A 14,186-nucleotide genomic window follows, 5' to 3' on the forward strand; every position below is an offset into this window, starting at 1 on the left:
AGCATCAGTCTTGCCCGCTCGCGCTCAGGACGTCCGCAAACCCCGTCTCTGCCTTCCACGCCTCGATGCCCTGGCGGAACGCGCGTGGGGTGTAAGCCAGTTGCTCGGCAGCGTTGGCGACATTCAGCGCCGCAAAGCCCGCCGCGCCTCCGTCTTTGCCCTCGCCCTCCACTTTGATCAGCGCGGGGTCCGCTCCCATCACCTCGGCGATGATATGGGCGGCCTCCAGTGACGTACAGGCGTGCCCGCTACCCGCGTTGAACACGCCCTCGCCTGCGCCCGCGACTGCCTCGAGTGCCAGCGAAGCCACGTCGTCGACATAGACGAGGTCGACGCGGTAAGTGCCGCCATCGCGAATGATCACCGGATGCCCGCGCGCAAGCGCGCGGATGAACGCCGTCACCATTCCTTTGCCGTCCATGCCAGGCCCGTAAACCGATGCGGGGCGAAGGATCGTGACAGGCATCGCCTTCGCCTTCCCAAAGGCAAGCAGGCAAATCTCCGCCGAGAGCTTGCTCGCCAGGTAGTAGCTGGCGCGATTGACCGGAAAGGTGGGGCTGGTCTCGGAGGCCGGCTCCGCGGCGGGCGTGTACACCTGCCCCGATCCGAAGTAGGCGAACCGCCGCACCCCTTGGGAGGCGGCATCCATGGCAGCCTGCAGGGCTCCGTAGGTGTTGATCTCGAAGCATTTGACGGTCTGATCCGCGTCGCTGAGGTCTGCGGGAATATAGGCAGCGAGATGAACAACCGCATCCGCCTGGCCGACCGACGGCAGCGGCTCGCCGACCGACCATTTCTCTGCGCGCAGGTGGGCATCCCTCCGGGCCGCGATCCGATCCGGGTCGCGCGCGAGCGCCGTAACGGCGTAGCCTCTCGCGAGCGCCTGATCGATCAGTCTCGCACCGATGAACCCCGTCGCACCGGTTACAACCAGTTCCTTGACAGTCACGACCGGTCTTTCACCTCACACTTCTTCTTCCAGGGGAGCCGAAGCCGTGACCAGATCGCGGGGTTTCACCACCGTCTCCGACCAGTGCCGCAATATCGTCACCGGCGTGATGTCCGGCTGGATGACCGGTTCGCCGAAGAGGATATGCCGGATGCACATTTCCACCTCGTTGAAGCCGGCATGGATCCTGACGGCCGTGGTCCCGGAAAACCGCGCGTTGATCTCGAAAATACGCGGAACGCCGTCGTCCAGGCGAAACTGGAAGTTTGCCGGCCCGTAGGCACCAAGGGCTTCGGCCGCCTCCGCCATCGCCCTATTGAGAGCGGGAAAGGGCTCGGCAAAGGCGCGGTAGGTGTTGCCGTCGCGAAGATCCCTGCGCATCACGATCGTTGCAGGGCATTTCCCGTCGAAGGTCAGCGTGCCCGCTGTGTATTCGCTCGTTTCAGAGCCGACATATTTCTGTATGACGATGCCGGGCTGCTCGGCAATCGCGTGATCAAGCTGCGTGCGGTTGCGAACGACACTGAAGCCGATCGATCTGGCGCCCACCCTCGGCTTGACGACAAGTGGAAATCCGCACTGGGCGATCAGGGCTTCCTCGTCCCCGGGCAGACACGAAGGAACGAAGCCAAGGTCTCTTTCCCGCAGGAACTCCGAGGTGAGCCATTTGTCGTTGGCGATCGACACGACGCGAGGCGGACTGATGATCACCTTGGTTCCATAGGTTTTCTCGATCGCCTCGCGATTGGCCGAGAGGATCGGGAGTTCCACGTCGGTTCCGGGGATCAGGATGTCGGGCCGTTCCGCTCGCAGGAGCTCACCGAGCCGATCCAAATAGTGTGGGTCCATTGCCATCGGCACGAGATAGGCGGCGTCTCCCCAATAGAGACCGGCGGAGAGCGGACTCGGATCCGCGACGATGATCCTCGCGTTCAAGGTGGACCGCCTGAGGGCTCGGATGATGCCTTGGCCGAGAAGGGCACCCGCCCCCGTAATAAAGGCCTTCATGATCGCCCTACTCCCAATTCAAGCAGTTGATCCCTGCAACGGCCCAATTGTTCCAGGCGATGCGCATCGGAGCCGATCGAAACGAACGGGTTGACCTCTTCGCAGAGCGCCAGATATGCCGGCATATCGACCAGGTACGAGGCGTTTATCTCGATGGCGATCTGCCGTTCGAGCGTTGCCCTCATCATGGCGCGAAAATACCCTTCCGGGAACCGGCCGTGTCGCCTCAGGCTCATGCCGCCCGGATGTCCGAGGACATCGATCGGCGCATTCCTGATCAAGCCCATCGAAAGCTGAAATTCGATGTCGGCGGTCTGCTCGAAGGAAAGCTGCGTGAAGTCCAGGTAGCCGCCGCGGCCGTCGGGGAGCCGGTGGACGACGCCGAGAACGATGTCGCACGCGTCCAGCACCTGTTGCGATACGTCCAGCCTGCCGTCGGCATCCAACGCCTTGGTCTCGCAGCCGACATAGACTTGAAGCTCGTCGAAATCGCGTGCGGCCGAAAGGACCTCGTCCTTGAAGTCGATGAACCAGGCTGTATCCTCGCGAACGTGTTCCGTGAACGCCAGCGCGCCGAGGCCACGTTCCCTCGCCGTCTCAAGGATTTGCAACACGGTCGCCTGCCCGTCGGTCCAGGTCGTGTGAAGCTGAAGCTCGACATTCACGTTCGCCCGGCCGAGCTCGCGAAACCGGCAGAACACGGGCTTGCTGGTGCTCTTTCTCTCCTGCGCTTCCATGCTGGTTGTGCCCTCGATGCGGGAAGACCTGAAGCCTTCCATGTTCTTCCTTATGGCTGGCTCTAACAAAAGCCCTTGCGACGCTTCAGACCGCCTCGTTTAGAAGGACGCTCGGTCGCGGCGTCGTCCATCGATCGTCCCAGGCATTGAACATTAATACTGCCCAGAGCTGCGGACCCCAGTTGCGGCGGCCAGCAAGATGCTCGTTCCAGCGTTCCGTAATCAGCTTTGGATGGAGAACCCCGCCCCGGCTCAAGCGAGAGGGCGACAACAGGTCTGCCGCCCAGTTGCGCAGCGGCCCGCGAAGCCAGGAATTGATCGGTACGCCGAATCCGCGTTTCGGAAGGCTTACGAATTCCTCCGGCAATCGCCGGGAAAGCAGCGCGCGCAGCGCGGGCTTCCCGCGAGCCTCGGCGAAGCAGAGTGACCGAGGCGCACGCCACGCCAACTCGATAAAGCGGTAGTCGAGCAATGGCGCCCGCATCTCGAGACCGACGGCCATCGAAGCACGGTCCATTTTGACCAGGATATCGTCAGGCAGATACGCGACCATGTCGCGATACATCATCCGATCCACCGCGCCGAGACCCGCCGGGACGCGTTTCGACGTCATGGCAGTGAGAGGTTCACGCCCATCGCACACGATCTCACTCGGTTGCGACCAGAGCGAAAGAAAGTCCAGATAGCGCGCATCCTGATCCGCGATCTGCAACAGTTCGGCCAGCCTTCTCAATCGGTTTCCGGTCACCTCGTCCTGAAGTGACGCGGGAACAACGCTGCGGCCTACACTGGCGGCCATTTCAAGCGCCCAGTGCGGTGCATGCCTTGTCGCCTGCAGCGCAACTGCAGGCATCCTGTTTGACAGACGATCGAAGGCGGTCATCTGGCTATAGCGCTTGTAACCGCCGAAGAACTCGTCGCCGCCGTCGCCCGAGAGGGCGACGGTTACAGTTCTTCGCGCGAGTTTCGATACAAGGAGACTGGGGATTTGCGATGGATCTGCGAAAGGTTCGTCGTAGACACCCGGCAGATCACCGATCAACTCCAAAGCCGTATCCGGCTCCGCGGTGATCTCGGTGTGGTCCGTGTTCAGGTATCGGGCGATCGCCGACGCCTGATCTGCCTCGTTGTACTGTTCCTCGACAAAGCGCACGGTGTAAGTCTTCACGCGCGACGTGGAGACTTCCTGCATGATGGCAGAAACCAGCGACGAATCGACGCCACTGGAAAGAAGCGCTCCAATGGGAACCTCCGAGACCATGCGTTCGCTAACCGCCCGCTTCAGCGTCTCGTCCAGGAGATGCAGGGCCTCGTCCGCATTCTCGATGCGCCGCACGTCTCCCTGTGCCGCCACATCAAAAGCATCCCAATAGGACTTTACCGCCGCCAAAGCGGCCACCGACGAAGCCGGCGGTTCATCGATGGAGACGCTCAGCCACGACCCGTGAGGGAGCTTGAAAATATCGCGATAGATGGAATAGGGCGTCGGCACGTAACCATGCCGCATATAGAGCGTGAGGGCGTCGCGATCCAGCTCCGGAGACAAAAACGAAGGATGTGTCCTGATGCTCTTTAGTTCAGACCCAAAGGCGATCGCATCCCGGGCGACGGCTATATAGAGAGGCTTTTTCCCTATCCGATCGCGCGCGAACGAGACTTTGCGGGTGAGGCTGTCGTAGAGTGCAAACGCGAACATGCCATTGCAACGCCGCAGCGCACCTTCAAGGCCATAAACCTCGACCGCCTCCAGAAGTATTTCGGTATCGGATTGGCCCCGGAAGCGTGAGCCCCGTGCCTCCAACTCGTTCCGCAACTCGTGGAAACCGTAAATCTCGCCATTATAGACAATTGAGTATCGGCCTGTCGCGGAGTGCATCGGCTGCGCACCGGTGGGTGAAAGGTCGATGATTGACAGCCGCCGATGGCAAAGGCCGACGCGGCTCCGCTCGTCGAGCCATATGCCCGCAGCATCGGGTCCGCGGTGCGCAAGCGCATCCGCCATGCGCCTCAGTGTGGCAGCCGACTCTTCGTCTCCGCGCCGCGTATAGTTTATCAGGCCGGCAATTCCGCACATGGCATGTTCCTTTGATCGAACGCCAGTGCCCAACCGCTTGGGCAGGAAAATAACATCAGCTCAACATCGCGAGCGGCATGTCCGCCCAGGCAACGAAATGCGGGTTGGCAAAGTCGCTGTCGTCCGCCTGCTTCATCTTGCCGTAGCGAAGGCGCGAGCCGTCCAGCCGGACGACCGATCCGCCGGCGGCGTTGAGCACCGCGTCGCCCGCCGCCGTGTCCCATTCCATCGTCCGGCCGAAACGCGGATAGACATCCGCCCTGCCCTCGGCGAGCAGGCAGAACTTCAGCGACGAGCCGACCGAGGTCAAATCCGTGACGCCGTGGCCGGCGAGAAAGGCCTCGGTCTCCAGGCTGTTGTGCGAGCGGCTGGCGACGGCGGTCAGCACCGGACCGCGGGCGCGCACCCGGATCGCCTGGCGATGGCCGACCTGAGCGTCGGCGCCAAAGACGAGCTTCTCCGCCCGGCCTCTGTCGGCAACATAGGCGCAGCGCTGGGCCGGCGCGTAGACGATGCCGGCCACCGGAAGGTTGCCTTCGATCAGGGCGATATTGACGGTGAAATCGTCGCGGCGGTTGATGAATTCCTTCGTGCCGTCGAGCGGATCGACCAGGAAGAACGTGCCGCATCCAATATCCGGGACGCAGCCCGACGCGACGGCCTCCTCGGCAACGACCGGAATATCCGGGAAAGCCGCCGCCAGCCTGCCGAGAATGATCGCTTCGGCCAGCTCATCCGCTTCGGTCACGGGCGAACGATCATCCTTGTAGCAGACGCTCGGCCCCGCCTCGTAGACTGCGAGGATCGACGCGCCGGCCTCGAGCGCGATGCGCTCGAAGAGTTCGCAAAGGGGCGTCATTTCTCCTCCCGGTGTCTGTCGAGGAATGCCTCGATCTTCAGCGCCAGTGCGACCGGGTCCTCTTCGACCGTCTTCAGATGCAGCTCCGGGCTCTCCGGCGCCTCGTAGGGCGAGGAGACGCCGGTGAAATTGGCGATCTTGCCGGCGAGCGCCTTCTCGTAAAGGCCCTTCGGGTCGCGGCGCGCGCATTCCTCCAGCGGCGTGTCGACGAAGATCTCGATGAACTCGCCCTCCTCCATCAATTCGCGGGCCATGCGCCGCTCGCCGCGGAACGGCGAGATGAAGGAGACGAGCACGATCAAGCCGGCATCGGCCATCAGCTTGGCGACCTCGGCGACGCGGCGGATGTTCTCGACGCGATCGGCTTCGGTGAAGCCGAGGTCGCGGTTGAGCCCGTGGCGCACATTGTCGCCGTCGAGCATGTAGGTGTGCTTGCCGCGGGCATGCAGCAGCCGGTCGAGCGCGTTGGCGATCGTCGACTTGCCGGAGCCCGAAAGCCCGGTGAACCAGAGCACGGCGGGCCGCTGGCTCTTCATCGCCGACCGCGCCCCCTTGTTGACGTCGGTCGCCTGCCAATGCACGTTGTCGGCGCGCCTGAGCGGGAAATCGATCATGCCGGCGCCGACCGTCGCGTTGGTCACCCGGTCGACGAAGACGAAATTGCCCGTGGCCCTGCTCTCCTTGTAGGCGTCGAAGACGATCGGCGCCTGCGTCGAGATGTTGCAGACGCCCACCTCGTTCATCTGCAGGGATTTCGCCGCCTCGCGGGCAAAGCTGTTGATGTTCACCTGGTGCTTGAGCGCGGTGACCGTTGCGCTGACGCTGTCCGTCTCGGTCCGGAGGATGTAGCTGCGCCCGGGAAGCATCGGATTGGCGTCGAACCAGATGACATGCGCCTGGAACTGGTCGGCCACGAAGGGCCTCGCGGCGGGCGCCACCAGCATGTTGCCGCGCGAGGCGTCGACCTCGTCGGCCAGCACGAGCGTCACGGCCTCGCCCTCGGCGGCGGTGGTCAAATTGCCGTCGAAGGTGACGATCGCCTTGACCGACGAACGCTGTCCGGATTTCGCGATAACGACCGGATCGCCGACCGAAACGCTGCCGGACGCGATCTGCCCGGCATAGCCGCGGAAATTCGCGTTCGGCCGCATCACCAGTTGAACCGGAAAGCGGAAGGGCCTCTCCGTCGCGGGTGGGTCGAGCTGCACCGTTTCCAGGTATTCGAGGAGCGCCGGCCCCTTGTACCAGGGCGTGTTCGGTGATGCCGAGATCACGTTGTCGCCGAACCGCGCGGCGATCGGGATCGGCTGGATGCTGGCAAAGCCAAGCTTCTTCGCGAAAGCCTTGTAGTCACGGGCGATCTCGTCAAAGACCGATTGTCGGAACTCGACGAGGTCGATCTTGTTGACCGCCAGCACGACGTGGCGGATGCCGAGCAGCGAGGCGATGTAGGAATGGCGCCGGGTCTGCTGGAGAATGCCCTGGCGGCTGTCGATCAGGATGACGGCCAGGTCGGCCGTCGAAGCGCCGGTCACCATGTTGCGCGTATATTCCTCGTGGCCGGGCGTGTCGGCGACGATGAATTTGCGTTTCGACGTGGCGAAATAGCGGTATGCGACGTCGATGGTAATGCCCTGCTCGCGCTCCGCCTCGAGCCCGTCGAGCAGCAAGGCGAGGTCGATCTCGCCGCCATTGACGGCGCCCGAAGAGCCGACACGGCCGAGATTCGTCAACTGGTCCTCGAAGACCAGCTTGGCGTCGACGAGCAGCCGGCCGATCAGCGTCGACTTGCCATCGTCGACGGAACCGCAGGTGATGAAGCGCAGCACCGACTTGCCGTCGTGGTCGGCGAGATGCGCCGCCAGATCGTGCGGCGGCACGGATTGGAGATACGACATCAGAAATACCCCTCGCGCTTCTTTTTCTCCATGGCGCCGGCCTCGTCCGTGTCGATCAGCCGACTCAGCCGTTCGGAGGTGCGCACCGTCAGCATTTCGCGCAATATGTCCGGAACCGTGGCAGCCTCGGAGTCGATCGCGCCGGTCAGTGGATAACAACCAAGCGTGCGGAAGCGAACCATCCGGTCCATCACCTCTTCGCCCGGTTCGATCGGCATGCGCTCGTCATCGACCATGATCAGCATGCCGTCGCGCCGCACCACCGGCCGGCGCGCCGCAAAATAAAGCGGCACGATCGGGATGTTCTCCTGCAGAATGTATTGCCAGATGTCGAATTCGGTCCAGTTGGAGAGCGGGAACACCCGCATCGTCTCGCCCGCGCCGACGCGCGTATTGTAGGTCTTCCACATTTCGGGGCGCTGGCGCTTGGGGTCCCATCCGTGCTGGGCGTTGCGGATCGAAAACATGCGTTCCTTGGCCCGCGACTTCTCCTCGTCCCGCCGCGCCCCCGCGAGCGCCGCGTCGAAGCCGTATGTCTCCAGCGCCTGCCTCAGCGCCATCGTCTTCATGACGTGGGTGTGCAGGTTGGACCCGTGGGTAAAGGGGCCGATGCCCTGGTCGACCCCATCCTGGTTGGTATGCACGAGCAGATTGAAGCCGAGCTCGCGCGCCATCCGATCGCGAAACGCGATCATCTCCCGGAACTTCCACGTCGTGTCCACATGAAGGAACGGAAATGGCGGCTTTGCCGGGAAGAATGCCTTCATCGCCAAGTGCAGTAGAACGGACGAGTCCTTTCCGATCGAGTAAAGTACAACCGGGTTCGAAAACGTCGCGACTACTTCTCGAAGGACATGAATGGCTTCAGCTTCAAGTCGCCGAAGGTTGGCAAGAGACATGCCGTAACCCCACTGACTTTTGAAAAAAGAACTTTTCGCTATGCATTTATCGAATGCGCACCCACGAATATAGTCGGGTGTGTATTAGCAATCGCTTGGCGGATGAAAGCTCCACCGAAAGGCGGCATTTAAGCGCCATATCACTAATATTTCAAGTAACAAAGGTTACACGGCGTGGAAATGCACGCCCCAAACCAGGGCTGCTCGGCGGTCACGTCACGAAGATCCGGGCGTACGGATTTTCAGAATGGCGGAGAAACTGGGGTCGAAGGTCCGGCTGATCGGTTCCGCCGCGGCGCCGATTGCCACCGCCCACGGGTCGGTGAGCCCGAGTTGCAGGCGCGGCCCGCTTCGCGTTCTCCGTTCGGCGATCGACGGCAGCAGCGGATGAATGGCGTTGATGAGTTGGCGGGCGAGTCCGGGCGGCATACCGCCGCACAACACGATCGTCTGCGGATCGAAAATCGTCTCTAGAATCTGGACGGCTCGCCTCAACTCGTAGGCAGCGTCGGCGATCCAACCGGCAATTCGGGCATCCGACGCAGCGGTAAAATCGTCGAGATGCCGATAGAGATCGGGGTCGGCAGGATCGAGATCCAGGATCTTGCAAAGCGAGGCGATCGACGCCCGATGTTCGAGCGGCGCCCGCTGGTCTTCGGTTCCGTCTCTCGGCCGGCTGAGGATCATGCCGATCTCGCCGGCATTGCCGTTGGCGCCGCGATAGAGCTCTCCGTCAAGGATCAGCCCGGCGCCGATGCCATAGCCGACATAGATGCAGATCGCCTGGTCCAGGCCATGCGCGGCACCGATCATCTTTTCCGCCGTCGCTGCCGCGGCCGCGTCGTTCTGCAGCCGTACATCGAGGCCCGTTCCGATCGCCAGCGCCTCCGACAGCGGGAAGCGCTGCCAGAGGGCCATCATCCAGGGATCGTCAGGATCGGTGTCGATGCCGAACGGACCGGGCATCGCGACGCCGAGCCCGACGAGGCGATCCCTCGACTGCGGCGCCACGTCGGCAAGCTCCCGTCTCGTCCTTTCGATAAGTGAGAGGATGGTTTCGGTCCCCCGCTCCGGCCCACCGGCGGGCAGGTTCGTCTCTCCTCGGGCAAGCACCGTGCCGACGAGATCGACTGCAATCGTCCGCGTTACATGCCGATCGATCTGCAGCCCGATGGCAAAGGCGCCTTCCGGCACCAGCCGATAGGGTGTCGAAGGCTGCCCCCGGCCCTTGCGCACGGCGGCGAGCGAAGCGACCAGCCCGTCGCGCTCGAGGTCCTCGATGATGTTGGAAACGGCCTGCTTGGTGAGCGCCGTCGCACGCGCAAGATCGGCCCGTGACAATTGCCCGTTCACCCGGAGCGCGTCGATCATGACGCGCCGATTATGGGCGCTCGCGCCCTCCTGATTGGTGCCGCTCTTGGCCCGGATCGGGCGCATCTGGTTCATCCCGCAAATCCCGCTTGACACATCTAGAATATTGAACAAGAAATAAGTCAAGACAATTGACTTAATAAGAGGTCGGAAGAACCTCGGGGAACGACGGCAGCGGCGTGAGGGCCGCAAACGCTCGGATCGATTTGTCGACAACCGTCGCGATCAACGGCGGATTTCGTGCACGCGGCAGCCTCTATGGGCGCGCCGCGCAGATTGGAACGATCAGCTACTGGAGGCAGCAATGATGAAATCCACACGCAATGCCTTGCTGGGGGCGACACTCATCGCCGTCACGTTCGCGGGCCAGGCCTACGCGGAAACGACGCTCAACGCGCTCTTCATGGCGCAGGCGGCCTATAGCGAAGCCGACGTGCGTGCCATGACAGAGGCCTTCACCAAGGCCAACCCGGACGTGAAGGTCAATCTCGAATTCGTCCCCTACGAGGGACTGCACGACAAGACGGTCCTGGCGCAGGGCTCCGGCGGCGGTTATGACGTCGTCCTCTTCGACGTGATCTGGCCGGCCGAATATGCCAGCAACAAGGTGCTCGTCGACGTCACCGATCGCGTCACCGACGAGATGAAAAAGGGCATCCTGCCCGGCGCCTGGACGACGGTCGAATACGACGGCAAGCGCTACGGCATGCCCTGGATCCTCGACACCAAGTATCTCTTCTACAACAAGGAAATCCTGGAAAAGGCCGGCATCAAGGCGCCGCCGAAGACCTGGGACGAATTGGCCGAGCAGGCGAAGACGATCAAGGGCAAGGGGCTGCTGCAGACACCGATCGCCTGGAGCTGGTCGCAGGCCGAAGCCGCGATCTGCGACTACACGACATTGGTCAGCGCCTATGGCGGCAAGTTCCTCGACGGCGGCAAACCGGCTTTCACGAGCGGCGGCGGCCTCGACGCACTGAACTACATGGTGACGAGCTATACCTCGGGCCTGACGAATCCGAACTCCAAGGAATTCCTCGAGGAGGATGTCCGAAAAGTGTTCCAGAACGGCGAGGCCGCTTTCGCGCTTAACTGGACCTATATGTACAATCTCGCCAATGACCCCAAGGAGAGCAAGGTCGCAGGCAAGGTCGGCGTCGTCCCCGCCCCCGGTGTCGCCGGCAAGAGCGAGGTTTCCGCCGTCAACGGCTCGATGGGGCTCGGCATCACCGCAACGAGCAAACATCCCGAAGAGGCATGGAAATATATCGTCCACATGACCTCGCAGGAAACGCAGAACGCGTATGCGAAGCTCAGCCTGCCGATCTGGGCCTCCTCCTATGAAGACCCGAATGTGACGAAGGGCCAGGAAGAACTGATCGCCGCGGCCAAGCTCGGCCTCGCCGCCATGTATCCGCGGCCGACCACGCCGAAATACCAGGAACTCTCGACCGCATTGCAGCAGGCGATCCAGGAGGCGCTGCTCGGCCAGGCCTCGCCGGAGGACGCCTTGAAGTCCGCCGCCGAGAATAGCGGGCTCTGACCGCAGGACTCCACCAGGTCCCGCGCGCGTCTCGTGCGGGACCTTCCCTTGTGATCTCGTCGCGATCCCGACTACTGCCCCAGGCGAAGGTTCACCGATGTCGGCCAACTGGATTTCAACACGTGCATGGCTGCTGATGCTGCCGCTGCTCGTGGTGATGGTTTCGGTGATCGGCTGGCCGCTCGTCGACACTGTGCGGCTCTCCTTCACCGATGCCAAGCTCGTCGGCACCGAGGGAAGCTTCGTCGGCATCGCCAACTACGAGAAGATGCTGGCGGGATCGAACTTCCAAAGGGCACTCGTCACGACGACCTGGTTTGCCGTCGTCTCGGTCGCCGCCGAAATGGTGCTCGGCGTTCTTGCCGCCCTTCTTCTCCACCAGCAATTCCGCGGCCGAACGGCGCTCCGGGCGCTGATGATCCTGCCCTGGGCGCTGCCGACGGTGGTCAATGCGACGCTCTGGAGGCTGATCTACAATCCGGAATATGGCGCGCTCAACGCCGCACTTACCCAGCTCGGCCTGATCGACAGCTACCGTTCCTGGCTCGGCGAACCGGGCTCGGCGCTGACCGCGTTGATCATCGCGGACTGCTGGAAGAACTTTCCTCTGGTGGCATTGATTGCTTTGGCCGCGCTGCAAGCCGTTCCGCGCGACATCACCGCCGCCGCTCTTGTCGACGGCGCCGGTCCCTTCAACCGCTTCCGCTTCGTCATCATGCCTTATCTGGCGGGTCCGCTGCTCGTGGCGCTGGTGCTGCGAACGATCGAGGCCTTCAAGGTGTTCGACATCATCTGGGTGATGACCCGCGGCGGCCCGGCGAACAGCACACGCACGCTGTCAATCCTCGTCTATCAGGAGGCCTTCTCCTTCCAGCGGGCCGGTTCCGGGGCATCGCTGGCGCTGATCGTCACCCTGCTCGTGACAGTCCTTGCAGCCGCCTATGCGGCGCTGCTCCGCAGGGCCGCAGGGGCCGCCTGATGGAACGCCAAAGCCGCCTCTTCTCCATCTTCGTTCACGCGAGCGCCCTGCTCCTTGCCGCGGTCATCCTTGCCCCGGTCGTGTGGCTGTTCGTCATGAGCATTTCGCCGGCCGCCGATCTTTCCGCCAAGCCGCTCAGCTGGTGGCCGAGCGATATCGAACTCTCCCGCTATCGCACGCTTCTTTCCGCCATCGAGAACAGCGCCGGCGCCGCCTTCATCGCCGCGCTGATCAACAGCCTCATGGTCGCAGGCATGGCGACGCTCGCCGCGATTGTCGTCGCGGTTCCTGCCGCCTGGGCGGTGTCCCGCACCCCTGCCGTCTCGTGGTCCCTCTATGCCGTGATTGCCACCTACATGCTGCCGCCGGTGGCGCTTGCGGTGCCGCTCTATATGGGCCTTGCCTATTTTGGGCTGCTCAATACGGTCTTTGGGCTGGCACTCGTCTACCTCACCATTCTCGCGCCCTTTACCACTTGGCTCCTCAAATCCGGCTTCGACGCCATACCGAGGGAGATCGAGAGTGCCGCAATGATCGACGGCGCGCGGCTCGACCAGATTCTCAGGCTGCTGACGCTGCCGCTCGCCGCTCCGGTCATGGCGACCTCGGCACTTTTCGCCTTTCTGCTCGCCTGGGACGAGTTCTTCTACGCGCTGCTCTTCACCTCCGACCTGCGCGCCAAGACCCTGACCGTCGCCATTGCCGATCTCGCCGGCGGCCGTGTTTCCGATTACGGGCTGATCGCGACCGCCGGGGTGCTTGCCGCCCTGCCCCCGGTGCTGATCGGCCTTATCATGCAACGCGCCCTCATTTCGGGACTGACCAGCGGCGGCGTAAAGGGATGATCATGCGGAGCTCGAAACAACGTCCCTCCGGGCTCATCGCGATCGATCGCGAAATGGCCCGCCAGCACGCCGATGCTCTTGCCTCCTACGAGCAGGCGGCCGTGCTTGCTGCAAGGATCGCGGCGTCGCTGAAGGCCACGGGCCGGCTTCTGCTTCTCGGCATGGGCGGTTCGCATGCGGTCGGCCGCGCCCTCGAGCCGCTCTACCGCGCCCTCGGTATCGATGCCATTGCCCTGCCGCTCTCAGAGCAACTCGGCCAGCCGCTGCCGGTCGAAGGCAAGACGATCCTCATCACCTCGCAATCCGGCGAAAGCGCCGAGGTGCTGCGCTGGTTCAAGGAGACCAATGGCGGCACGGCCGAAACATTTGGCCTGACACTCGAGGCAGATTCTTTTCTCGCGAAAGCAGTGCCGTCGCTGATCGGCACCGGCGGCAGCGAAAAGGCGTTTGCGGCAACACGCAGCCTGACGATCAGCTTCGCGCTGCATCTCGCAATCCTCTCTGCCTGTGGTGACGACCCGGCAGCAGCGCTGGCCGCCCTCAAAGCACCCGAAGCGCCCGAGATCGAAGGGGCACTGCAAGCGCTCGCCGACGTTAGTGCCTTGGTGACCTCCGGCCGTCTCCTCCAGGGGCTCGCCGAGGCGGTCGCTCTCGGTCTCACCGAACTGTCGCGGCTGCCCTGTTTCTCGCTCGAAGGCGGACAGTTGCGCCATGGGCCGATGGAAATGCTCGGGCCCTCCATCGGCGTCGTGCTCTTCCGCGCCGCCGACCCGACCGCCGGTCTCGTTGCCGTCATGGCAGCCTCGGCGGCGGAAGCCGGTTCGCCAGTCGTCGTCTTCGATGCATCGGGCGAGCCGCCGCTCGCAGGCGTGACGACAATTCCCTTCAAGCCGGCGGCAGGCATGGCGGCGATTTTCGCCATGCTGCCGGTGGCGCATGCCTTCATGATCGCCTTTGCCGACGCCCGCGTCGACAATGCCGGCACGCCGGTACGATCCACCAAGATCACCCGGAGCGAGTAGAA

General features: G+C 63.2%; 12 protein-coding genes. 4 read left to right on the plus strand and 8 right to left on the minus strand.

Annotation, left to right across the window (positions count from 1 at the left end; all coding sequences use genetic code 11):
* Positions 1–4: 4 nt before the first annotated feature.
* From RHIBR816_RS0117560 to RHIBR816_RS0117595, 8 genes are all read right to left on the minus strand, one after another.
* Positions 5–949: an NAD(P)-dependent oxidoreductase gene (locus RHIBR816_RS0117560; protein WP_018237886.1), complete on the minus strand. Its 945-nt coding sequence runs from the start codon at positions 947–949 to the stop codon at positions 5–7.
* 15 nt (positions 950–964) lie between these two features.
* On the minus strand, positions 965–1,957 hold the full coding sequence (locus RHIBR816_RS0117565) for an ATP-grasp domain-containing protein (RefSeq protein WP_018237887.1): 993 nt from the start codon (positions 1,955–1,957) through the stop codon (positions 965–967).
* Positions 1,954–2,694, minus strand: coding sequence for a PHP domain-containing protein (locus tag RHIBR816_RS0117570; protein ID WP_026187123.1), 741 nt, complete (start codon positions 2,692–2,694; stop codon positions 1,954–1,956). The genes RHIBR816_RS0117565 and RHIBR816_RS0117570 overlap by 4 nt, the downstream gene beginning before the upstream one ends.
* An 85-nt stretch (positions 2,695–2,779) precedes the next feature.
* Entirely contained in the window at positions 2,780–4,768 is a 1,989-nt protein-coding gene (gene asnB, locus RHIBR816_RS0117575; RefSeq protein WP_018237889.1) for an asparagine synthase (glutamine-hydrolyzing), read from the minus strand.
* 55 nt (positions 4,769–4,823) lie between these two features.
* Positions 4,824–5,627 carry a 3'(2'),5'-bisphosphate nucleotidase CysQ gene (gene cysQ / locus RHIBR816_RS0117580; protein ID WP_018237890.1) on the minus strand — a complete coding sequence of 268 codons (804 nt, stop codon included), beginning with the start codon at positions 5,625–5,627 and terminating at the stop codon, positions 4,824–4,826.
* Complete coding sequence (gene cysN / locus RHIBR816_RS0117585; RefSeq protein ID WP_018237891.1) at positions 5,624–7,525, minus strand: sulfate adenylyltransferase subunit CysN; 1,902 nt, start codon at positions 7,523–7,525, stop codon at positions 5,624–5,626. The genes cysQ and cysN overlap by 4 nt, the downstream gene beginning before the upstream one ends.
* Entirely contained in the window at positions 7,525–8,466 is a 942-nt protein-coding gene (gene cysD / locus RHIBR816_RS0117590) for a sulfate adenylyltransferase subunit CysD (protein WP_256375051.1), read from the minus strand. Before cysD ends, cysN begins: the two co-directional genes overlap by 1 nt.
* A gap of 174 nt (positions 8,467–8,640) precedes the next feature.
* Positions 8,641–9,870: an ROK family transcriptional regulator gene (locus tag RHIBR816_RS0117595; protein ID WP_026187125.1), complete on the minus strand. Its 1,230-nt coding sequence runs from the start codon at positions 9,868–9,870 to the stop codon at positions 8,641–8,643.
* A 229-nt stretch (positions 9,871–10,099) separates the two neighbouring features.
* Between RHIBR816_RS0117595 and RHIBR816_RS0117605 the strand changes: the two genes are divergently transcribed.
* The 4 genes from RHIBR816_RS0117605 to RHIBR816_RS0117620 all read left to right on the plus strand — a co-directional run bounded on the left by RHIBR816_RS0117605 (position 10,100) and on the right by RHIBR816_RS0117620 (position 14,184).
* Entirely contained in the window at positions 10,100–11,338 is a 1,239-nt protein-coding gene (locus tag RHIBR816_RS0117605) for an extracellular solute-binding protein (RefSeq protein ID WP_018237895.1), read from the plus strand.
* Between the two features lie 97 nt (positions 11,339–11,435).
* Complete coding sequence (locus tag RHIBR816_RS0117610) at positions 11,436–12,317, plus strand: carbohydrate ABC transporter permease (RefSeq protein WP_018237896.1); 882 nt, start codon at positions 11,436–11,438, stop codon at positions 12,315–12,317.
* A complete protein-coding gene (locus RHIBR816_RS0117615; RefSeq protein ID WP_018237897.1) occupies positions 12,317–13,162 on the plus strand; it encodes a carbohydrate ABC transporter permease in 846 nt (281 codons plus the stop codon). Before RHIBR816_RS0117610 ends, RHIBR816_RS0117615 begins: the two co-directional genes overlap by 1 nt.
* The gene (locus tag RHIBR816_RS0117620; RefSeq protein ID WP_018237898.1) at positions 13,159–14,184 is read left to right on the plus strand and encodes an SIS domain-containing protein; all 1,026 of its coding nucleotides are present in this window, start codon (positions 13,159–13,161) and stop codon (positions 14,182–14,184) included. The genes RHIBR816_RS0117615 and RHIBR816_RS0117620 overlap by 4 nt, the downstream gene beginning before the upstream one ends.
* Positions 14,185–14,186: the final 2 nt, after the last annotated feature.

Source organism: Ensifer sp. BR816, from assembly GCF_000378985.1.
Lineage (GTDB): Bacteria > Pseudomonadota > Alphaproteobacteria > Rhizobiales > Rhizobiaceae > Sinorhizobium.

Bases quoted from the DNA above. Each gene is read 5' to 3' on its own strand.
- RHIBR816_RS0117565 (WP_018237887.1), bottom strand. From the start codon at position 1,957: ATGAAGGCCTTTATTACGGGGGCGGGTGCCCTTCTCGGCCAAGGCATC.
- RHIBR816_RS0117570 (WP_026187123.1), bottom strand. From the start codon at position 2,694: ATGGAAGCGCAGGAGAGAAAGAGCACCAGCAAGCCCGTGTTCTGCCGG.
- asnB (WP_018237889.1), bottom strand. From the start codon at position 4,768: ATGTGCGGAATTGCCGGCCTGATAAACTATACGCGGCGCGGAGACGAA.
- cysQ (WP_018237890.1), bottom strand. From the start codon at position 5,627: ATGACGCCCCTTTGCGAACTCTTCGAGCGCATCGCGCTCGAGGCCGGC.
- cysN (WP_018237891.1), bottom strand. From the start codon at position 7,525: ATGTCGTATCTCCAATCCGTGCCGCCGCACGATCTGGCGGCGCATCTC.
- RHIBR816_RS0117595 (WP_026187125.1), bottom strand. From the start codon at position 9,870: ATGAACCAGATGCGCCCGATCCGGGCCAAGAGCGGCACCAATCAGGAG.
- RHIBR816_RS0117605 (WP_018237895.1), top strand. From the start codon at position 10,100: ATGATGAAATCCACACGCAATGCCTTGCTGGGGGCGACACTCATCGCC.
- RHIBR816_RS0117610 (WP_018237896.1), top strand. From the start codon at position 11,436: ATGTCGGCCAACTGGATTTCAACACGTGCATGGCTGCTGATGCTGCCG.
- RHIBR816_RS0117615 (WP_018237897.1), top strand. From the start codon at position 12,317: ATGGAACGCCAAAGCCGCCTCTTCTCCATCTTCGTTCACGCGAGCGCC.
- RHIBR816_RS0117620 (WP_018237898.1), top strand. From the start codon at position 13,159: ATGATCATGCGGAGCTCGAAACAACGTCCCTCCGGGCTCATCGCGATC.